Annotated in this window: 18 protein-coding genes; 8 read left to right on the plus strand and 10 right to left on the minus strand. The window is 74.0% G+C overall.

Annotated features, from left to right (window positions below):
- Positions 1-74: 74 nt before the first annotated feature.
- Both GGQ55_RS24090 and GGQ55_RS24095 read left to right on the plus strand, forming a co-directional pair.
- The gene (locus GGQ55_RS24090) at positions 75-1,235 is read left to right on the plus strand and encodes an ROK family protein (protein ID WP_179721166.1); all 1,161 of its coding nucleotides are present in this window, start codon (positions 75-77) and stop codon (positions 1,233-1,235) included.
- A gap of 164 nt (positions 1,236-1,399) precedes the next feature.
- Positions 1,400-1,720: a hypothetical protein gene (locus GGQ55_RS24095; RefSeq protein WP_179721168.1), complete on the plus strand. Its 321-nt coding sequence runs from the start codon at positions 1,400-1,402 to the stop codon at positions 1,718-1,720.
- On the opposite strand, the gene GGQ55_RS24100 is transcribed toward GGQ55_RS24095, so the two are convergent.
- Positions 1,721-3,952 (minus strand): glycoside hydrolase family 3 C-terminal domain-containing protein, encoded by a 2,232-nt coding sequence (locus GGQ55_RS24100; protein ID WP_366490146.1) that lies wholly within the window; start codon positions 3,950-3,952, stop codon positions 1,721-1,723. It lies immediately after the preceding gene.
- A gap of 58 nt (positions 3,953-4,010) precedes the next feature.
- The gene (locus GGQ55_RS24105) at positions 4,011-4,856 is read right to left on the minus strand and encodes a patatin-like phospholipase family protein (RefSeq protein ID WP_179721169.1); all 846 of its coding nucleotides are present in this window, start codon (positions 4,854-4,856) and stop codon (positions 4,011-4,013) included.
- Between the two features lie 156 nt (positions 4,857-5,012).
- On the opposite strand from GGQ55_RS24105, the gene GGQ55_RS24110 reads away from it, so the two are divergent.
- Positions 5,013-6,680 carry an APC family permease gene (locus GGQ55_RS24110; RefSeq protein ID WP_179721172.1) on the plus strand — a complete coding sequence of 556 codons (1,668 nt, stop codon included), beginning with the start codon at positions 5,013-5,015 and terminating at the stop codon, positions 6,678-6,680.
- Here the strand turns inward: GGQ55_RS24110 and GGQ55_RS24115 are convergent.
- Positions 6,677-7,120 (minus strand): hypothetical protein, encoded by a 444-nt coding sequence (locus GGQ55_RS24115; RefSeq protein ID WP_179721174.1) that lies wholly within the window; start codon positions 7,118-7,120, stop codon positions 6,677-6,679. The two genes, GGQ55_RS24110 and GGQ55_RS24115, sit on opposite strands and share 4 nt — an antisense overlap.
- Before the next feature lie 77 nt (positions 7,121-7,197).
- Positions 7,198-7,842: an HAD-IA family hydrolase gene (locus GGQ55_RS24120; RefSeq protein ID WP_218859425.1), complete on the minus strand. Its 645-nt coding sequence runs from the start codon at positions 7,840-7,842 to the stop codon at positions 7,198-7,200.
- Between the two features lie 119 nt (positions 7,843-7,961).
- Between GGQ55_RS24120 and GGQ55_RS24125 the strand changes: the two genes are divergently transcribed.
- The 3 genes from GGQ55_RS24125 (at position 7,962) to GGQ55_RS24135 (ending at position 10,618) form a co-directional block, all read left to right on the plus strand.
- Positions 7,962-8,558: an acyl-CoA-like ligand-binding transcription factor gene (locus GGQ55_RS24125; protein WP_179721176.1), complete on the plus strand. Its 597-nt coding sequence runs from the start codon at positions 7,962-7,964 to the stop codon at positions 8,556-8,558.
- An 80-nt stretch (positions 8,559-8,638) separates the two neighbouring features.
- On the plus strand, positions 8,639-10,327 hold the full coding sequence (locus GGQ55_RS24130; protein WP_179721178.1) for an MDR family MFS transporter: 1,689 nt from the start codon (positions 8,639-8,641) through the stop codon (positions 10,325-10,327).
- 99 nt (positions 10,328-10,426) lie between these two features.
- On the plus strand, positions 10,427-10,618 hold the full coding sequence (locus tag GGQ55_RS24135) for a hypothetical protein (protein WP_366490150.1): 192 nt from the start codon (positions 10,427-10,429) through the stop codon (positions 10,616-10,618).
- A gap of 2 nt (positions 10,619-10,620) precedes the next feature.
- Here the strand turns inward: GGQ55_RS24135 and GGQ55_RS24140 are convergent, their stop codons facing one another.
- The 3 genes from GGQ55_RS24140 to GGQ55_RS24150 form a co-directional block, all read right to left on the minus strand.
- Complete coding sequence (locus GGQ55_RS24140) at positions 10,621-12,477, minus strand: ArnT family glycosyltransferase (RefSeq protein WP_179721182.1); 1,857 nt, start codon at positions 12,475-12,477, stop codon at positions 10,621-10,623.
- 62 nt (positions 12,478-12,539) lie between these two features.
- Positions 12,540-13,118, minus strand: coding sequence for a DUF1349 domain-containing protein (locus tag GGQ55_RS24145; RefSeq protein WP_179721184.1), 579 nt, complete (start codon positions 13,116-13,118; stop codon positions 12,540-12,542).
- A complete protein-coding gene (locus GGQ55_RS24150) occupies positions 13,115-14,137 on the minus strand; it encodes an LLM class F420-dependent oxidoreductase (protein ID WP_179721186.1) in 1,023 nt (340 codons plus the stop codon). The genes GGQ55_RS24145 and GGQ55_RS24150 overlap by 4 nt, the downstream gene beginning before the upstream one ends.
- 53 nt (positions 14,138-14,190) lie before the next feature.
- On the opposite strand from GGQ55_RS24150, the gene GGQ55_RS24155 reads away from it, so the two are divergent.
- Positions 14,191-14,901 carry a B3/B4 domain-containing protein gene (locus GGQ55_RS24155; protein WP_179721188.1) on the plus strand — a complete coding sequence of 237 codons (711 nt, stop codon included), beginning with the start codon at positions 14,191-14,193 and terminating at the stop codon, positions 14,899-14,901.
- 41 nt (positions 14,902-14,942) lie between these two features.
- The gene (locus GGQ55_RS24160; RefSeq protein WP_179721190.1) at positions 14,943-15,188 is read left to right on the plus strand and encodes a hypothetical protein; all 246 of its coding nucleotides are present in this window, start codon (positions 14,943-14,945) and stop codon (positions 15,186-15,188) included.
- On the opposite strand, the gene GGQ55_RS24165 is transcribed toward GGQ55_RS24160, so the two are convergent.
- Genes GGQ55_RS24165 through GGQ55_RS24175 form a run of 3 tightly spaced genes read right to left on the minus strand, consistent with a single transcriptional unit; the run spans position 15,185 to position 20,745 of the window.
- The gene (locus GGQ55_RS24165) at positions 15,185-16,150 is read right to left on the minus strand and encodes a Gfo/Idh/MocA family protein (protein WP_179721192.1); all 966 of its coding nucleotides are present in this window, start codon (positions 16,148-16,150) and stop codon (positions 15,185-15,187) included. The genes GGQ55_RS24160 and GGQ55_RS24165 overlap by 4 nt on opposite strands.
- Positions 16,147-18,309 (minus strand): beta-glucosidase, encoded by a 2,163-nt coding sequence (locus GGQ55_RS24170; protein ID WP_179721194.1) that lies wholly within the window; start codon positions 18,307-18,309, stop codon positions 16,147-16,149. Before GGQ55_RS24170 ends, GGQ55_RS24165 begins: the two co-directional genes overlap by 4 nt.
- Positions 18,310-18,339: 30 nt before the next feature.
- On the minus strand, positions 18,340-20,745 hold the full coding sequence (locus GGQ55_RS24175; RefSeq protein ID WP_179721196.1) for a glycoside hydrolase family 2 TIM barrel-domain containing protein: 2,406 nt from the start codon (positions 20,743-20,745) through the stop codon (positions 18,340-18,342).

Raw genomic sequence — 20,745 nt, forward strand, 5'->3', positions numbered from 1 at the left:
GGGCTCCTCCAGGAGGGCGAGGTGATTTTGTTTTGCTCTGGAACAATAACGTGGGTCACAGCTAGCCTCAAGAGGTGGAACCGGCCGGGGCGCGCCAGTCGACGCTGCGCGCGAGCAACCTCGGCCTCGTGCTGCGCACGGTCTGCGCGGCCGCCGCGCCGATCTCCCGGGCCGACGTCGCCTCGGCGCTGGGGATGAGCCGGGCGACCGCCTCCCGGTTGGTCGACGAGCTGGTCGCCGGCGGCCTGCTGGACCAGGGCGAGCGGCTCGCCCCGCCCCGCCGCGGCCGCCCGGCCACCCCCCTGCTGCCCGGCTCCGGGTTCGCCGCACTGGGCCTCCAGGTCGACGCGGGTCTGCTCGCTGCGCGGGTGCTCGACCTGCGGGGGCGGATCGTCGCCGAGAAGGTCGAGGACGGCGACTTCCGCGACAGCGACCCGGCGGCGACGCTGGTCCGGCTGGGCGCGCTGGTGGCCGACCTCGGCCTGCCGAGCACGCTGCGGCTCGTCGGCACGGGCCTGGCGCTGCCCGGCATCGTCGACGGCGACCTCCTCCTGCGCGCGCCCAACCTCGGCTGGTCCGACGTGCGGCCGGCCGATCTCCTGCCCGGGCTGGACCCCGTCCTGGGCAACGAGGCCGACCTCGCCGCCCGCACCGTCGCGGAGGTGGCGCCCGGCCGGCCCGGTCCGCACCGCGACTTCGTCTACCTGTCCGGGCAGATCGGGGTCGGCGGGGCAGCCGTGCTCGGCGGGCGGGTGATGGCCGGCAGCGACGGCTGGGCCGGGGAGATGGGCCACGTCTGCGTCGACCCCCACGGCCCGGCCTGCCCCTGCGGGTCGACCGGCTGCCTCGAGCAGTACGCCGGCCGGCACGCGCTGCTCACCGCGGCCGGGTTGCCGCTGGACGCCGGTCCGCGCGAGCTGGCCGCCCGGGAGGCGGACGGCGACGCCGCAGCGGGCGCCGCCGTCGACACCGCCGCGTGGGCGCTCGGGGTCGCGCTGGCCGGCGTCGTCAACGTGCTGGACATCCCGGCCGTCGTGCTTGGCGGTTCGCTCGGCGAGCTGGCCGACCTGCTCGGCCCGCGGGTCGAGGAGCACCTCGCCCGCCGCGTGCTGTCGGCCCGCTGGCGGCGCCCGACGATCGAACCGGCCGGCAACGGGCCCGCCGCGGGCGCCACCGGGGCGGCGCTCCGCGCGCTGGCCGACGTCCTCACCGACCCCGGCCGCTGGCTGACCTGACCGCCACCGCCTTCCGCGGTGATCATGAAGTTCGGGGAGGGACACGCCGTCCGTCGACGGGGTGTCCCTCCCCGAACTTCATGATCACGGGGGTCGGGGACCCTTCGGGTCAGCCGGTGCGGGCGCCGCGGCTGCGGCCGAGGTAGTGCGACAGCCCGACGGCGATGAGCAGCGCGGCGCCGTTGAACACCGGGCTGACCCACGCGCTGGCGCCCGAGAGGGTCAGACCGCTCGCGCTGACCGCCACGAACAGCCCGCCGACCCCGGCCGCCGTCCTCGGGCGGGTCAACGCCGCGGTCCGGTTGATCGGCTTCGGCACCATCCCGCTCGGCGCCGCGGTCGGCGGGCTGGTCGGCGAGGCGCTCGATCTCCGGCCGACGATGGTCGCCTGCGTGGTGCTGAGCATCCCGTCGGTGGCGCTGGTCGGTCGCCGCGCCGTCCTGCGGATCCGGACGACGCCTGAGCCCGAGCCGCTGCGCGTCTGATCAGCCGCGGGCCGCGCGGGTCTCCTTGGCCAGCCGCTCGAGCTCCTCGGGCGGGATGCTCGCCCCGAAGTCGGTGACGAACCGGTGCATCGGCATCGAGCCGATCATCTGCAGCATCCCGGCCTGCTCGTCGGCGTCGGCGTCGCGGAGGTCGGCCGGCATGCCGGCCAGGAACAGCTGCACGCACTCCGCGCCGACGACCGGGTGGCCGAACCACTCGACCACCGACGACTGCATGGTCAGCTCCGGGACGACGCCGTCGCCGGCTAGGACGACGGCCGCCTCGGCGACCACGTCCAGCGAGTCCGCGCCGATCTGCACGGTGTAGGTGCCGGCCGCCACGACCCAGCCGCCCTCGCGGACGTCCCAGTAGGCGAACGCCCGGCGGTCGAGGTCGAGGGTGACCGGTTGCGACTCCCCCGGCTCCAGCGCCACCTTGGTGAATGCGCGCAGCTCCCGGGCCGGACGGCGCACCGGCCCGGCCTCGGTGGCCACGTACACCTGGACGACGTGCTTGCCGGCCCGCTCGCCGGTGTTGGTGACGGTCTGCGTGACCCGCGCGGCGTCGTCCCCGGTCACCTCGACGGCGAGGTCCGACGTGGTGAACGTCGTGTACGACAGGCCGTGCCCGAACGGGTAGCGGACCGGCACCCCGGCGGTGGCGTAGTGCCGGTAGCCGACCATCACGCCCTCGCCGTAGCGGACGTGCCCCTGCTCGCCGGGGAAGTTCAGGTAGCTGGGGTTGTCCTCGAGCCGCAGCGGGATCGTCTCGGCCAGGTGACCCGACGGGTTGGCGACACCGAGCAGCAGGTCGGCCAGCGCGGCGCCGCCGGCCTGGCCGAGCAGGAACCCGTCGAGGATCGCGTCGACGTCGTCGTGCCAGCGCTCCAGCGACACGACGCCGCCGTGGGAGAGGACGACGACGGTGCGCGCAGCCGCCGCGGCGACCGCGCGGATCAGCTCCACCTGCACCGCCGGGAGGTCGAGCGTCGTCCGGTCGAAGCCCTCGGACTCCTCGCGGTCGCTCAGCCCGGCGAACACCACCGCCACGTCCGCGCCCGACGCCGCGCGCACCGCCTCCTCGCGCAGCGCGGCGGCGTCGCCGGAGCCGTCGAGGGTGAAACCGGGGGCGAAGACGACGTCGTCCGGCAGGGCGTCCAGCGCGGAGGTCACGCTCGTGGCGTTGACGTTGGAGCTGCCGCCGCCCTGGAACCGCGGCGTGCGGGCGAATTCCCCCACCACGGCGATCCGGTCTCCCGGCGCCAGCGGCAGCACGCCGCCGTCGTTCTTGAGCAGCACCGCGCACTCGGCGGCCAGCTCACGGGCCAGCGCGGAGTGCGCCTCGGCGTCGAAGCCGTCGGTCGGCTCGGTCACGTAGCGGGTCAGCGCGGCGACGCGGCCGGCGCTGACGTCGACGAACGACTCGTCCAGCTCGCCGGAGCGCACCGCGTCGACCACCTGCCGGTCGGAGGCCCCGTGGTTGCCCGGCATCTGCAGGTCCAGGCCGGCGGCGACCGCGGCCACCCGGTCGTCGACCGCGCCCCAGTCGGAGACGACGACACCGCCGAAGCCCCACTCGGTGCGCAGCACGTCGGTGAGCAGCCAGCGGTGCTGCGAGGCGTAGACGCCGTTGAGCTTGTTGTAGGCGCACATCACCGTGGCCGGCCGCGCCTCGGTGACCACCCGCTCGAACGCCGGGAGGTAGATCTCGCGCAGCGTCCGCTCGTCGACGTCCGCGGAGACCTGCATGCGCTCGGTCTCCTGGTTGTTGGCGGCGAAGTGCTTGACCGAGGCGCCGACGCCGCCGCCCTCCTGGCCGCGGACGTGCGCCGCGCCGAGCACGCCGGCCAGCAGCGGGTCCTCCGCGTAGTACTCGAAGTTGCGGCCGCACAGCGGTGACCGCTTGATGTTCACCCCCGGCCCGAGGACGACGTGCACCCCGAGCGCGCGGGCCTCGACGGCGATCGCCGTCCCGATCCGCTCGGCGACCGACGGGTCCCAGCTCGACCCGACCGCCACCGCCGGCGGGAAGCAGGTCGCCGGCAGGTTCTCGAAGATCCCGAGGGCGTCGAAGTCGCCGGCCTGCCGCCGCACGCCGTGGGGGCCGTCGGTGAGCACCACCGCGGGCAGGCCGTCCACCGGCTTGGTCGACCAGAAGTCGCGGCCGGACAGCAGCGCCGCCTTCTCCTCCAGGGTCAGGCCGTCGAGATCGTCGGGAGAGACGTGGATCACGCCGGAAGCCTGCCTTACTCCCTCAACTCACGGGGTGCCGGGGCGCGGCACGTCGAGGTCAGCGCCAGAAGGCGCGCAGGTGCTCCACCACGGCCGGCACCTGCGCCCGGCCGGCCAGCGCCGACGGCTTGCGCGTGGCCGGGTCCAGCGGGTTCGTCCCGAAGGCCCGCAGGGCGACCTCGTCGGCGAGGACGACGCGCACCTCCGCCTTCTCGCGCAGGCCCGCGACCTCGTCGTCGTGGCTCGGGCCGAGCGGGCTGCCCGGGGTGCCGGGGAACGGCGCGACGATCAGCACCTTCTCGTACCCCGCCGCCAGGTCGGCGTTGGTGATCGACCGCATGCCGCCGTCGATGAAGCGGCGCTCGCCGATCGTGATCGGCGGGTAGACCAGCGGGACGGCGCAGCTCGCGGCGACCGCGTCCAGCAGGGGCACGCCGGAGTCGGCGTCGAAGGCGGCGAACGCGCCGTCGTGCGCGTCCACCGCGGTCACCACGAGGCGGCGGTCCGGCCACGCCGGCTCGCCGATGCGGGCGCGGATCGTCGTCCGCCGCTCCTCCTCGGGCACGGTCGACGCCCGCAGTGCGAGGGCGCCGACCCGGGCGCGGGCCTCCTGCTGGTCGCTCACCCCGGCCAGCGCCGTGCCGATGGCCGTCATCATCGCCGTCGCGTCGAAGTCCGTCCGCTTCTCGGTCGGCGGCACCGGCCCGAGCTGGCGCTCGTACAGCTCGGCGAGGTCGGAGCCGGTCCGCAGCAGCGTGCCCACGATCGAGCCGGCCGACGTCCCGACCACCAGGTCGGCATCGCGGACGTCGACGCCTTCCTCGGCCAGGCCCGCGAGCAGGCCGATCTCCCAGGCGATCCCGGCGATCCCGCCGCCTCCCAGCACCAGCGCACGCGTCGTCACGGTCGCACTCTCGCACGGCTCGCTGCGCCGCTGACAAGGCACCTGGCAGTGAGCTGTGAGTGGGCTGCCAGTTCCATCGGAGGCGGGTCCCGCGGGCCGCGGCGGACGCACACTCTCGGCGGAATCGGGGGGCAGCCGTCGTCTCTGGAGGTCGCCATGGCCACCGTCACCGGTGAGGATCGGCCGGTCCGTCGTCCCGTCTCGCTCAAACGGGAGATCGGCCTGATCGGCCTGCTGTGGGCCTCGACCGGCTCGATCATCGGCTCCGGATGGCTCTTCGGCGCCCAGAAGGGGCTGGTCACCGCGGGCCCCGCGGCGGTCATCTCCTGGGTCATCGGCGGGGTGGCGATCCTCTTCCTCGCGCTGGTGCACGCCGAGCTCGGCGGGATGTACCCGGTGTCCGGCGGGTCGGCGCGGTTCCCCCACTACGCCTTCGGCGGAGCGGCCGGTGCGTCGTTCGGCTGGTTCTCCTTCCTGCAGGCGGCGACCGTGGCGCCCATCGAGGTGTCTGCGGTGATCAACTACGCGACGCACTACTCGTTCGCGCAGGGCTGGCTGAACAAGGACCAGACGCTGACCACCAGCGGGCTGATCGTGGCGATCGTCCTCATGGCGATCATCTCGTCGGTCAACTTCCTCGGCGTGCGCGCGCTCGCGGCCACGAACAGCACCGCCACGTGGTGGAAGGTCGGCGTCCCGCTGCTGACGATCTTCGCCGTCGCGATCGCCGGCGGCCTGCACCCCGGAAACTTCACCGCCGCCGACGGGTTCTCCCCCGACGGCGCGAAGGGCATCCTCGCCGCGGTCGCGACCAGCGGGATCATCTTCGCCTACCTCGGCTTCGAGCAGGCCGACCAGCTGGCCGGGGAGAGCAAGAACCCCAAGCGGGACATCCCCTTCGCCGTCATCGGCTCGGTGGTGATCGGGCTGGTCATCTACATCGCGCTGCAGGTGGTGTTCCTGATGGCGCTGCCCGGCAGCGCGATCGGCCCGACCTGGGCGTCGACGGCGAGCAGCGCCTTCTACACGGCCTTCACCGGGCCCTGGGCGCAGCTGGCGGCGCTTGTCGGCCTCGGCTGGCTCGCGACGATCCTCTACATCGACGCGCTCATCTCGCCGGCCGGCACGGGCCTGATCTACACGGCGGCGACCTCGCGGGTCTCCTTCGGACTGTCGCGCAACGGCTACTTCCCCAACTGGTACGAGCGGCTCAACGACCGCGCCGTCCCGTGGATCGGTGTGATCACCTCGTTCGTCGTGGGCTGCATCTGCTTCCTGCCGTTCCCGAGCTGGCAGTCGCTGGTGGGGCTGATCACGAGCGCCAGCGTGCTGATGTACGCGGGCGCGCCGCTGGCCCTGGGCGTCTTCCGGCGACGGCTGCCGAACGCCGACCGCCCCTACCGGCTGCCCGCGGCGGAGGTCCTCTCGCCTCTGGCGTTCATCGTCTCGGGGCTGATCATCCTGTGGTCGGGCTGGGACACCGACTGGAAGCTGGGCGTCGCGATCCTGCTGGGCTACGTGATCCTCGGCCTGACCCGGGTCTTCCACCTGAACACGCACAACCCGGTGATGCAGTGGCGGGCCGCGGTGTGGTTGCCGGTGTACCTGGTCGGGCTCGGCCTGATCACCTACCTGAGCCCGTACGGGCCGATGGCGAAGCCGGCCATCCCGCTGTGGTGGGACATCGCCACCGTCGCCGTCTTCAGCCTGGTCATCTACTACTGGGCGATGGCCGTCGCGCTACCGACCGCGGAGATCGAGCACATGGTCAACGAGGTCGTGCCCGACGAGGAGGAGACCCTCGGTCCGCCGCTGGGTCACTAGAGCAGGGGCGTCACCGGCGTGAACGTCGGCCAGAGCCGCACCTCGTAGTGGTCCCGCGCCGGTGGGCTGAACAGGAGGAACAGCGGCGTGCCGATCTCCTGGCCGACGACGTCGGAGATCGGCACGTCCTCCTTGAACTCCGCCGGGATCCGGGCGCCCACGAACCCGACGTGCGCGCCGTCCTCGCGCATGGCGAGGTCGAAGGTCGCCCGCGGGTTCCCGGAGGTCGCGCTCTGGTGGACGACCTCCCCCGACAGCGCCACGAAGCCGTGCGGGCGGGTCGAGAACTCGAGGGTGCCGACCGAGGTGGCGATGTCCGCCGTCCCGCCGCCGCCGCGCTCGAGGATCTCCACGGCGACGGTCCGGCGCAGACCGTGGAAGGGGTTCTCGACCGTGGTGCACCAGTCGACCAGGACCTTGAAATCGGAGACCGACGCCATGGCAGCGCCCCTTCCGGGAGATCCGCGGACCGAGCGGTAGGCGAGTGTCCTCGGGGCCGTCGCCCGGTGGCAAGGAGTCAGCCCCGGAGCAGGACCTCGGCCGGGATGTGCAGCGCGGCGCCGTCCCAGGTGAGCCCGCGCAGATCGCGGACGACGACCGGCACGTGGCTGTCCAGGGCGCGCTCGCTCACCCCGATGACGGCGGCGCCGGCGGCGGTTCCCGCGGCGATGCCGGCCAGGCTGTCCTCCAGGACGACACAGTCCGCGGCGGGTAGCCCGAGCCCCGCCGCGCCCGCGAGGTAGCCGGCCGGGTCGGGCTTGCCGCGCGGCACCTCGTCGGCCGGGACGAGCACCGAGGGCAGCGGCAGGCCGGCGGCGGTCAGCCGGGCCGAGGCGAGGCCGCGCTTGCCCGAGGTGACGACGGCCCAGGCCCCCGCGGGCAGCGCGGCCAGCAGCTCGGCCGCGCCGGGGCAGGCGGTCACCGCGGCGACGTCCTCGAGCTCGTAGCGGTCGATGTCGGCCAGCGCCCGGGCGCGGTCGGCGTGGTCGACCAGCAGCGCCACCGTGTCGTCGGACCGCCGGCCGTGGATGCCGGCCAGCACCGCCGCCGGGTCGTGGTCCCAGCGGTGCGCCCAGCGGACCCAGGCCCGCTCGATGCTCTCGTCGGAGTCGACGAGGACGCCGTCGGCGTCGAACAGCAGGCCGCGGGCAGGAACGATCACCGGTCCAGCATCGGGGATGGCGGCGCCGCCGTACCGCTCTGCTCCCCTGGAGTGGCGGCGACACGCCGTGCAGTCTCTGCAAACTTGCAGAGACTGCAACTTTGTGCGATCATGGTCCGGTGACGTCAGGACTGCGCGAGCGCAAGAAGCTCGCCACCCGGCTCGCGCTGCACGAGGCCGCCCTGCGGCTCGTGGCCGAGCGCGGGCTGGAGCACGTCTCCGTCGACGACATCGCCGAGCGCGCCGACGTCTCCCCCCGCACGTTCTTCAACTACTTCCCGACCAAGGACGACGCCGTCCTCGGCCTCGACCCGGCGACCACCGACGCGATGGCCGGGTCGCTGCGTGCCCGACCGGTAGGCGAGACGCCGGTGCAGGCGATGCGCGCGGTGGCCCGGGCCCAGGCCGAGCAGATGGCCGAGGAGACCGAGCTGTGGCCGCTGCGGCTGCGGGTGATCGACGCGCACCCGGCGCTGCTGGCGCGACTGGCCGCCTCGTTCGGGCAGGCCGAGCAGGCCATGGCAGCCGCGATCGCCGAGCGCACCGGCGGGACGGCGCACGACCTCTACCCGCTGCTGCTCGCCGGCGTCGCCGCCGCGGCGATGCGCAGCGCGCTGCACCGCTGGCTGGCCGGCGACTTCACCGCGTCGCTGCCCGACCTCGTCGACGAGGCCTGGGACGTGCTGACCAGGGGCCTGCCCGCCCCGCCCCGCTGAACCTCCGGCAGAAGTCGCGACTTCTGCCGTCCCCCGGTGCCGCGCACCCGCGGCACCGACGTACGACCGATGGAGAACTCGTGCAGGCCCCGCCCGCAGATCCCTCTGCCCCGCTGATCGTCCTGACCCCGCGCCGGGTCAAGCTCATCTTCTCGGCGTTGCTCGCCGGGATGCTCATGGCCAGCCTCGACCAGACGATCGTCTCGACCTCGATGCCGACGATCGTCGGTGACCTCGGCGGCGTCTCGCACATGGCGTGGGTGACCACCGCCTACCTGCTCGCGACCACCCTGGTCATGCCGGTCTACGGCAAGTTCGGCGACCTGTGGGGCCGCCGCAACCTGTTCCTGATCGCGATCGGCCTGTTCACCCTCGCCAGCATCGGGGCCGCGCTGTCGCCGAACTTCACCTGGTTCGTCGTGTCCCGCGGCGTGCAGGGTCTCGGCGGCGGCGGGCTGATGATCCTGTCGCAGGCGATCATCGCCGACGTCGTCCCGGCCCGGGAGCGGGCCAAGTACATGGCGCCGATCGGTGCCCTGTTCGGCCTGTCCGCCGTCGTCGGGCCGCTGGTCGGCGGCTTCTTCACCGACTCGTCGCTGGGCTGGCAGTGGTGCTTCTGGGTCAACGTGCCGGTCGGCCTCGCCGCGTTCGTCATCGGCTGGTTCACCCTCACCCTGCCCCGCAAGCGCAGCACCACGCCGCTGGACTACGCCGGCATCGTCACGCTGTCGGCGACCACGACCTCGCTGATCCTGTTCACCGACTTCGGTGGCAGCGACGGCTGGGGCGCGGCGAGGACGCTGTGGATGGCCGCGGCGTTCGTCGTCTCGGTGATCGCGTTCGTGCTCGTCGAGCGCAAGGCGGTCGAGCCGATCGTCCCGCTGAGCCTGTTCCGCAACCCGACCTTCGTCGTCGCCACGTCGCTCGGCCTGGCCGTCGGGCTCGGCATGTTCTCGGCGATCGCGTTCATGCCGACCTACCTGCAGATGAGCTCGGGCCTGTCGGCCACCACCTCCGGGCTGCTCATGCTGCCGATGACGGCCGGCATCATCTCGACGATCCAGAGCTCGGCCGGGTTCATCCAGCGGACCGGTCGCTACAAGATCTTCACCGTCGCCGGTGTCGCGGTGATCCTCGCGGCGCTGGTCTGGATGACCTCGCTGTCCGGCGGTACCTCGCTGTGGACGGTCGGCGCGATGTTCTTCGTGCTCGGCGCCGGGCTCGGCCTGATCATGCAGAACGTCGTCCTGGCCGCGCAGAACGCGGTGCCGGCCGAGCAGATCGGGACGGCGACGTCGACGAACAACTACTTCCGCGAGGTCGGCGCCACCCTCGGCGTCGCGATCTTCGGGACGCTGTTCACCAGCCGGCTGGCCGAGAACCTGTTCACCGCGGTGAGCACGCACGGGCAGCAGGCGGTGGCGGCCGGCATCACCTCGCCGGACAGCCTCACCCCGGCGGCGGTCAAGGCGGCCGGCGACCCGCTGAGGACGGCGATCGTCGACGCCTACGCCAACTCCCTCGCGCCGGTGTTCTGGTACCTCGTGCCGATCCTCGCGGTCGCGCTGGTGCTGGCGCTGTTCCTCAAGGAGATCCCGCTCGCCGAGGTCGCCGGCATGGTCGCCCGCGGCGAGGCCGTGGAGTCCGAGGAGGAGCTGGCCCGGCTCACCGCGGCCCGGGCCGACGCCGAGGCGCTGCTCGACCGGCCCGTCGTCCTGACCGACGAGGACCGGGACGACGACCCGCGCGAGGCACCCGTCCCCGCGTAGCACCACCCCCGGTTCCGCCGATTGCGCCCTTTTCGCGATGCGAAAAGGGCGCAATCGGCGCATCCGGCCCGGCGAGCGCCGCGGAAGGACGGTGTGTTCGTGTTCGCGCTGGCGGTCCCGGCCCTCCTCGTCGTCCTGGGCGGATACGCCGCGGGCTACGAGCTCTGGTCGGCGGTGGTCGGGAACACCGGCGCCGAGGCCGCCGGCTGGGTCACCGGCGTGGTGCTGCTCGCTGCCGTGGTGGTCGGGGCGGTGCGCCGGCGGCGGCGGAGGTCACGGCGCCGGAGGTGAGGTCAGGAGGTCAGGTCGTAGACCGTCACCCCGCCGACGGTGGAGGCGGTGTAGTGCGCCGCGACCCACTCGGCGATCTGAGCGGCGCTGCCCTGGCCCCCGTCCCGGCCACCCCCGCCCATGCCGCCGCCGGCGAGGTAGTAGTGGATCCTCCCCTCGGCCACGTACCGCTGGAACTGCGCCAGCGTCGGGCTGTCGTCGCCGCCGTTGAACCCGCCGATCGCCATCACCGGATCGCCGGTGGCCAGCTGGTAGCCGGCGGCGCTCTGCGAACCCGTCGTCGCCGCGACCCACGTGTAGTCGGCGGCGTTCTCCTCGAGCAGCGCCTCGAGGTCGCCGGTCGACGTCGTCCCCGCGGCTGACGGCGCGCCACCGGCGAACCCGCCCCCGCGGGCACCGAAACCGGCGACGGCCGGGCCCGCGGTCGGCATCGAGCCGTTCTGCGCCGTCGTCACGCTCTCGACCGAGTACGCGGCCGGCCCGGCGAGCGCGACGACGATCGCGAGCGCGGCCGTCGCCCGCTGCACCGCCGGACCGGCCGCTCCGGCCACCGTCAGCCCCACCGTGGCGACGAGGCCGCCGACGACCACGACCCACCGCAGCGCCGGCAGGAACGCGGGCGTGGAGCTGAGCAGCGCGAACGAGACCGCCGTCGTCAGCAGCGTCGCCGAGGCGAGCAGCACCGAGCCGGACAGGGTGTCCCGGCGCGGCCAGACCAGCCCGACGCCGATGCCGACCAGCGCGGCGACGGCCGGGGCGAGCGCGACGGTGTAGTAGGCGTGGAAGATGCCGGCCATCAGGCTGAACGTCAGCGCGGTGACGACCAGCCAGCCGCCCCACACCGCCAGCCCGGCGCGGACCGGGTCGGTGCGCGGCGCCCGCGCGGTGAGCACGAGCCCGGCGACCAGCGCGATCAGGGCGGCCGGGAGCAGCCAGGCGATCTGCCCGCCGAGCTCCGAGCCGAACAGCCGCCACAGCCCCGGGGTTCCCGACTGCGGACCGTTCTCGCTGCCGGTCAGCCGCGACAGGCCGTTGTAGCCCAACGCCAGCTCGAGCACCGAGTTGTTCGTGGAGCCCCCGATGTAGGGCCGCGAGGACGCCGGCCACAGCTGCACGATCGCCACCCACCAGCCGCCGGCGACCACCATCGCCGCCCCGGCCGCGAGAAGGTGCAGCAGCCGGCGGCCGATCCGGCCGTGCGCGACGAGCAGGTAGGCCACCGCGAAGCCGGGCAGCACGAGGAACGCCTGCAGCATCTTGGCCAGGAACGCGAAGCCGACCAGCGCCCCGGCGAGCACCAGCCAGCGCAGCGCGCGCCGACCCTCCAGCGCCCGCACCACCGCGTACGCCGCCGCGGTCAGCAGCAGGGTGAGCAGCGCGTCGGGGTTGTCGAACCGGAACATGACGACGGCGACCGGCGTCAGCGCCATGACCAGGCCGGCCAGCAGCGCCGGGCCGGGACGGCGGACGGTCCGCCGCACCGCGGCGACGACGAGCGCCACCGTGCCGACACCCATCAGCGCCTGCGGCACCAGCAGCGCCCAGCTCGACAGCCCGAACAACCGGATCGACAGGCCCATCACCCACAGCGAGGCGGGCGTCTTGTCGACGGTGATCGCGTTGCCGGCGTCCAGGGAGCCGAAGAACCACGCCTTCCAGCTCTGCGAGCCCGCCTGCGCGGCGGCCGCGTAGAACTCGTTGGCGTAGCCGTTGGCCGACAGTCCCCAGAGGTAGAGAGCGGCGGTGCCGAGCAGCAGGGCGACCAGCGCCGGCCGCGCCCAGGCGGGGCGCTCCTCCCCCGGGCGGTCGTCGGCCGCGGGCGCGGCGGTCGGCGGTCGGACCGGGGCGGAGAGGCTCATGCCGCCACCCTCGGTGACCTACCTGCTCAGGAACGTGGTCGGGCTTGTGCGCCGGCTGTGAGTCAGTGGAGGGCGGTGTCGGCCGGGCCGGTCGCCCAGCGGCGGAAGCGGACGACGAGCCCGGCACGGGTCGGCGCGCAGCAGTAGGGCCCGGCGCTCGCCGCGACCTCGGCCGGGAACGGGCAGACCCGCACCAGGCGGAACGGCTCGTCGTCCACCCGCGCCCGGACGGTCACCGCGTCACCGGACCGGCTCGCCCGCACCGTGACCCGCCGGCCGGCCCACTCCGGCACCGGGGCGACCGACCAGTCCGACCGCCCCAGGGTGACGACGGCGCCGAGCTGCGGCACGCCGTCGGAGAACTCGACCCCGGTCTTGACCCACGTCTCGCCGTCCGCGCGGATCATCAGCCCGGCCTGGTCGAACTGCTGGTCGTAGCCGGCGTCGAAGGTGACCTCGACGGCGCCCGGATCGTCCAGCGGCGCGAGCAGCGCGTGCGCGTCGTCGTGGACGAAGCCGTAGGCGGTGTGCCGCCAGGCGTCGCTGCCCTCGACGGCCGTGACCAGCAGATCCGCGCCGTCCTGGTCGACCGCGGACGGCGGCGTCGTCCAGGCGCCGTCGGACCATGCCCGGGCGTTCACGCGACGAGCTCGGCCATCAGACGCAGCGTGTTCGCGTCCCCGCCGATCATCATCGTGGTGAGCAGCGAGCCCTTCCAGGCGGCCAGGTCGTCGGCGATCTTCTCCCGCGGCCCGACCAGGGCGATCTTCTCCACCATGGCGAGCGGCACGGCCGCGGCCGCCTCGTCGCGGCGGCCGTCCAGGTAGAGGTCCTGGATCCCGGCGCACTCGGCCTCGAAGCCCATCCGGGCGAACACCTCGTAGTGGAAGTTGACCCCGCGCGCGCCCATGCCCCCGATGTACAGGGCGAGCATCGGACGCACCTGGTCGGCCGCGGTGTCGGCGTCGTCCCCGATCACGACGGGGACCATGCAGGCGACCTCGAAGTCCTCCGCGGAGCGCCGCGCGCCGTCCCGGGCGAACCCCTCCTGCAGCGCCGCGCGGTAGTGCTCGTCGTCGGTCGGCGAGTAGAAGAGCGGGATCCAGCCGTCGGCGATCTCCGCGGCCAGGGCCACGTTCTTCGGGCCCTCCGCGGCGAGCAGGATCGGGATGTCGGGGCGGACCGGGTGGATCGTCGACCGCAGGGGCTTGCCCAGGCCGGTGCCACCCGGGAAGGGCAGCCGGTAGTGCTCCCCGTCGAAGGCGACGACCTCGCGGGCGAAGGCCTGCCGGAGGATCGTCACGTACTCGCGGGTCCGGGCCAGCGGCTTCGGATAGGGCTGGCCGTACCAGCCCTCGACGACCTGGGGCCCGGAGGCGCCGATGCCCAGGACGAACCGGCCGCCGGTCAGGTGGTCCATCGTCATCGCGGCCATCGCGGTGGCGGCCGGCGTGCGCGCCGACATCTGCACCACCGACGTCCCGAGCCGCAGCCGGGAGGTCCGGCTGCCCAGCCAGGCCAGCGGGGTCAGCGCGTCCGACCCGTAGGCCTCGGCGGTCCACACGGAGTCGAAGCCGAGCTGTTCGGCGAGGGCGACCAGCTCCGGCTGGCCCTCCGGCTGCCGCGCGCCCCAGTACCCCAAGGTCAGACCCAGCTTCATGCCGACCAGTCTGCCGGGAATCGCGTCGGCCACGGCGTGGGGATGATCTCCGGGTGACCGATCCGCAGGAGTGGCTGGCCGCCGCCACCGTCGACGCCGCCGTGTTCGCGCTGCGACCGGACTACCGGGCGCTGCTCGTCACCGCCGACGGCCTGCACGGCGGCCCCAGCGACGAGACCAGCGAGCGCATCCTGGCCGACGCCGAGGCGACCGCCCGCGCGCACCTGGACGGGCAGCCGCCCGAGCAGCTGCCGCACCTCGGCGCCTGGCGGGAGGCGTACCGGGCGTTCGGGGCCAAGCCGCAGCGCACCCGCCCCAGCGTCGAGGCGCTGCTCCGCCGTCTCGACCCCGAGGGGCTGCCGCGCATCGACCGGATCACCGACGTCTACAACGCGATCTCGATCGCCCACCTGCTGCCGCTGGGCGGCGAGGACCGCGCCGCCTACGCCGGCCCGCCACGGCTGGTCCGCGCCGACGGCGGCGAACCGTTCGACACCACCGCGAGCGGCGAGCCCGTCGTCGAGCACCCCGAGCCGGGCGAGGTCGTCTGGCGGGACGACGTCGGCGTCACCTGCCGCCGCTGGAACTGGCGCCAGGGCGTGCGCACCCGCCTGACCACCGGCACCACCAGCGCCGTGTTCATCCTCGACGTGCTCGACCCGGTGACCGACGACGCCGCGCACGCCGCGGCCGACGCCCTCACCGACGGGCTGCTCGCGCTCAGCCCCGATGCCGGGATCCACCGGCGGCTGCTCGGGCGCTGAGCCGTCCGGCGGACCCGGCGGTCCCGGCGCATGCTCGGGCGATGAACGCTGTTCGTTCCCTCGTGGGGACCGTCGGCGTCGTCCTGGCGGTGGTTCTGCTGCTGCTCGGCCTCGTCCTCTCCCCCGTGCTGCTCCCGGTGGGGGCGGTGGTGCTGCTCGTCGTCGGGGCGTGGAAGTTCTGGCGCATGAAGCACAAGACCGAGCGCGCGGTGAAACGGGGGCACCGGCGCGTGCGCAAGGCCGGGAAGACGGCGCGCGAGAAGGCCGAGCACGCCGTCACCGGTTAGCTCGACGAGAGCTGCCGGCGGACCTCGTCGACGACCTCCAGGACGGCGATGGTGTCGCGCAGCGGGCGGTCGGGGTGCTCGAGCAGCCCGTCGGCGACCGCCTGACCGACCGCCCGGAACATCGGCACGTACCCGCGGCCCTCTCTCGACTCGGCGACCGTGCGCGGCTCGCCGGACGGCGGCCGAACGACGGTGAACGACTCCGCGGCGAGGAAGAGCGGGCCGACGGAGATCAGCCCGTCGGTGCCGCCCACGCTCCCCGCCGGGCTGATGAACCCGCGCAACGACGTGAGCAGCGAGGCGAACCGGCCGTCGCCGTAGCGCAGGTGCACCGACGCGGTGAGGTCCAGGCCGTCCTCGCGCAGCTCCCCGGTCGCCTCGATCGACGACGGCTCGCCGAGCAGGAGCTGGGCGAAGGTCAGCGGGTAGACGCCCATGTCGAGCAGCGCGCCCCCGCCGAGGTCCCGGCGCCAGTGGATCGCGTCGGGGGGCGGCGGGAAGCCGAAGCTCGCCTGGACGGTGCGCACCTCGCCGATCGCGCCGCCGCGGACCTCGTCGAGCAGCCGGCGGATCGTCGGGTTGAACCGCATCCACATCGCCTCCATGAGGAAGCGGCCCCGCTCGGCGGCCAGCGCGGCGAGCTCGCGCGCCTCGTCGGCGGTGGTGGCGAACGCCTTCTCCAGCAGCACGTGCTTGCCCGCCAGCAGCGCGGCGCTGGCGACCTCGAGGTGCGTGCCGATCGGCGTCCCGATGTAGACGACGTCGACGTCCTCGTCGGCGAACAGCGCCTCGTAGGAGCCGTGCCAGCGCGGGACCTCGTGCGCGGTGGCGAACTGCTCGGCCGCCTCCGCCGTCCGCGAGGCGACCGCGACCAGCTCGACGTTCTCGGCGAGGTGCAGGTCGCCGACGACCGTCCGGCTGATGCCGCCGGTGCCGACGATCGCCCAGCGCGGGAGGCTCACGGCAGGTCCAGCTCGGTCTCCTGCCGCTCGGGGTCGCCGGACCAGGCGGCCACCTCGACCCGCAGCGGTCCGCTCGGGACGCGCAGCTGCCGCGCACCGGCGTCCCACCGTCCCAGCGGGCGCAGCGACGCGTGCACCGTCACGTCGGCCGAGCCCCCCGCCGGCACCCGGACCGGTGCGAAGCCGAGCAGCACCCGCTCACCCGCGCGGTCGCCGTCGAGGCGCACGCCGTAGACCTGGACGACGTGCCGGCCGTCCCGGTCCCCGCCGTTGCGCACCGTCGTCCGGACCTCGAGGGACTCCGGGCCCGTCGGCGACGCGGCGCAGCCGTCGAGCGCGAACGCGGTGTACGACAGCCCGAAACCGAGGGGGTAGGCGGCCGGCACGCCGAGGCGGTCGAGCAGCCGCTGGCCGAACCAGCGGTCGTAGGTGATCGCGGTGGCGTCCCGGTCGAAGGCCGGCAGGTGCGCCTCGTCGGTGGGGACGGAGAACGGCAGCCGCCCCGTCGCGTCCACCCGGCCGAGCAGGACGTCGGCCAGTGCGTGCCCGCCCTCCATGCCGGAGTACCAGGACATCAGCACGGCGGGCACCGACGTCCGCCAGCCCTCCATCAGCACCGCGCCGGCCGCCCGGACGGCGACCACCGTGCGCGGGTTCGCGGCCGCCACCGCGCGGATGATCTCCTCGTCCACCGGCCGCAGGGTCAGCCGGCCCCGGTCGCCGCCGACCGCCTGGCCGGCGGGCACCGCGGCGTCCTCGCCGAACAGCCGCTCGGCGAGCGCCGGGTCGGGCGGCGGCGGGTACAGCGCGCGCAGCGCGGGGGCGGCGAACGCGACCGGGTCGACGTACTCGCCCTCGTCCTCGGCGGTGAACCCGGCGATCACGACGGCCGCGTCGCAGCCGGCCGCGGCGGCCGCAGCGGCCTGCGGGTCGTCGTCGCCGCTGTACCGGATCTCCACCTCGGGCAGCGCGGCCCGCAGCCCGGCCAGCGCGGTGACCACCTCCGGGGCGCGCACGTCGGAGGAGCCGTGGTCGCCGGTGCCCGGCTCGTCGGCCAGCCGGCCGATCACCGCGAGGGACCGCACCGTGCCCGGCAGCGGCAGCACCGGCGTGCCGTCGACCGGCTCGTTGCGGAGCAGCACCATGGACAGGGCCGCCGCCTCCCGTGCCAGCGCCCGGTGCTCGGCCGAGGCGACGACGTCGGTCGAGGGGGCCGGTCCGTCGAGGGAGGCCTCCTGCCGCAGCTGGGTGGCGAGGATGCGGATCCCGGCGCGCTCGACGTCGGCCCAGCTCGCCCGGCCCTCGGCGAGCGCCTGCGGCAGGACGGCGCCCCGCTGCTGGCGGAACGGCTCCTCCACGTCGAGCCCGGCGCGCAGCGAGAGCACCGGGTCGCGCAGGCCCCAGATGAAGTCGGAGACGACGACGCCGCGGAAGCCCCACTCCTCGCGCAGCACGCCGGTGAGCAGCGGCTCGTTCTGGCCGCACCACTCGCCGTTGACCGAGTTGTAGGCGCTCATGATCGCCGACGCGCCCTCCTCGACGACCCGGCGGAAGTGCGGCAGGAACACCTCGTGCAGCGTGGCGTCGTCGCAGGTGACGTCGACGGTGAAGCGGGCGTTCTCCATCGAGTTGAGCGCGTAGTGCTTGGCGCAGGCCATGATGTGGCGCTGGGTGCCCCGGGTCAGCGCCGCCCCCATCTCGCCGAGCAGGACCGGGTCCTCGCCGTAGGTCTCCTGCGCCCGGCCCCACGCGGGGTGGCGGGGCAGGTTGATGCACACGCCGCCGAAGAAGTTCGCGCCCTGCGCCCGGGCCTCGGCGCCGATCACCTGTCCGATGCGCTCCTCGAGCTCGACGTCCCAGGTCGCGCCCCGGGCCATCGAGACGGGGAACGCCGTCGAGCGGCCCATGACGACCCCGCGCGGCCCGTCGCTGAAGCGCAGGCCCGGGATGCCGAGCCGCGGCACGGCGCCGTGGACGATCGGGCGGAGGTTGTAGCCCTCCTCGAACATCTCCCGCATGCCGGGCCAGAAGTCGTCGTCGCCGTCGAGCAGGTCCAGCCGTTCGTCGTCGGTGAGCTGCGCGTACAGCTCGGCGGCGGCCACCTCGGGCTCCGTGCCGGAGCGGACAGCGGACACCGACTCGTCGTACGCACTCGCCATGGGAGCGTTCCTACCGCATGGCCTGAGAGGTCACCCGACGTCGACGCTGACCGACACGGGCCGGCAATCCTCGGCCGTCGCGGTCACCGTCACGGCCCCCGACCCGGTGGGGCGGACGACGGCGAGCACCCGGCCGTCGAAGGTGGTGTGCACGTCGTCGAGGAAGGACTCCTCGGTGGCCGGCACGGCGCTGCCGAACCCGGCGAGCGCGCCGGGACCCTCGACGGTGACGGTCACCGGCCGGTCGAGGCCGAGGAACACGGTGCCGTCGGCGTCGGCCAGCGTCAGGTCGACGTAGATCAGGTCGGTGCCGTCCGCACGGACTGCGGATCGGTCGGGGACGGCGGTCAGCCGCATGTCGCCGGCCGCCGAGCGCAGCGAGAAGCGGCCGGTCTCCTCCCCGCCGGTCCGCGCAACCGCGGTCAGCTCGCCGGGCTGGTACGTCACCTCGAACTCGGCGCGGAAGCGGTTTCTCTCCCCGACCGGTGCCACCCCCAGCGAGCGCCCGTCGAGCAGCAGCTCCACCTCGTCGGCGTCGCTGTACACCTCGACGGTCACCGGCCGGCCCTCCGCACCGGCGAAGCTCCAGCTGCCGACCGAGTCCGACCACGCCCACGGCGTCGTGGCCAGCTCGCGCCCGTGCCGCTCCGGCCGCTGCACCGCGACGTACGGGTCCGAGCGCAGACCGAAGACGATCTCCCGGTAGTACGACGCCGGCCGCCGGTGCCCGGTGATGTCGAGATCGCCGACGTGGGCCAGCAGCCACGGAAAGGGCGCGCCGAACTGCCCCGCCGTCGGCTCATCGGCGAAGGCGACCCGGCCGACGCCGGCCTCACCGAGGTAGTCCCAGCCGGTCCAGATGAAGTCGCCGATCACGTGCGGGTGGTCCTGCACGAGCCGCCAGAGCAGGTCGATCCGACCCGGGAAGGTCTCCGAGCCGACGATCACCCGCCGCGGGAACAGCTCGCGGTCGATCTCGTAGCGGGCCTCCATGTAGTTCATGCCGGCGACGTCGAGGACGTCGAAGGACTCCGCCGTCCGCTCGGCGACCAGCCGCGACCCGGCCAGCTCGTCCATGAAGGCGCCCATGTCGGCGAGCATCGTGTTGATGCCGGCCCGCTCCTCCTCGGCCCGGGCCTCGTCGAGCACGGCGAGCATCGCGTTGACGCCGTTGGTCACGAACCGGGTGCCGTCGAGCGAGCGCACCTTCTCCGCCAGCCGGCGCGACCACACTGCCCCGTGCGGCCGCGCCAGCTCGGGGATCTCGTTGCCGATCGAATAGAGGATCACGCTGGGGTGGTTGCGGTCCTTGCGGACCATCGCCTCGACGTCGCGCTCCCACCAGATCGGGAAGTCCAGCGCGGCGTCGAAGTCGGTCTTGCCCTCGGTCCAGATGTCGGAGAGCTCGTCCATGACCAGCACGCCGAGCCGGTCGCACGCGTCGAGCAGCGCCGTGCTCATCGGGTGGTGCGCCATCCGCAACGCGTTGAACCCGGCCGCCTTGAGCCGCTCGACCCGCCGCTCCTCGGCCCGCGCGATCGAGACCGCGCCGAGCACGCCGTTGTCGGCGTGGAGGCAGGCGCCACGCAGCACCACCGGCTCGCCGTTGATCCGCAGGCCTCGCTCGGGGTCGACCGAGAGGGTGCGGATCCCGAAGGTCACCGTGTCCCCGTCGGTCGTCTCGTCTCCGTCGGTGAGGACGACGTCGGCGGTGTGGAGCGCCGGGGAGTCGACGCTCCACAACGCAGGGTCGCGGACGACGATCCGCTGCCGGACGACCGCCGGCTCGCCGGGCAGCACGGTCACCGGCGAGCTCGCCGTCCCCACGACCCGGCCGTCGGCGTCGCGCAGCTCGGTGACCAGCTGCCGCTGCGCCAGCCCCCGGCTCGCGTTCTCGACGGTCGTCGTCACCAGCACCAGGGCGAGGTCACCGTCCACCTGCTCGGTGGTGACGACGACGCCGTCCAGCGCCAGGTGCACCGGCGGGCCGACGACGAGGTGCACCGGCCGGTGGATGCCTGCCCCGGCGTACCAGCGCGAATCGACGTGCGACCGGCAGACCACCCGCACCTCGTTGTCCTCGCCGTAGCGGAGGAACGTGTCGAGCGGGACGGTGAACTGCGTGTAGCCGGTGGCCCACTGCCCGGCCAGCTGCTGGTTCACGTAGACCTGGGCCGAGCGGTAGACGCCCTCGAACTCCAAGGCGACGACCCGGTCCCGCCACTCGGCCGGCGCGGGAAGCGTCGTCCGGTACTCGTGCACACCACCGGGGTGGTAGCCCGACAGCGACGTCGAGGACGCCGAGCGCGGCTCGGCCAGCGTGGCGTCGTGCGGCAACGTGACCGGTTGCCACGGCTGGGCGGCGCCGATCATCTCGAGGAAGAAGCTGGCGTGCCGGCGGGTCTGCCAGCCGTCGATCAGCGGCGTGCGGCGCAT

It is taken from the genome of Petropleomorpha daqingensis, assembly GCF_013408985.1.
Taxonomy (GTDB): Bacteria; Actinomycetota; Actinomycetes; order Mycobacteriales; family Geodermatophilaceae; genus Petropleomorpha; species Petropleomorpha daqingensis.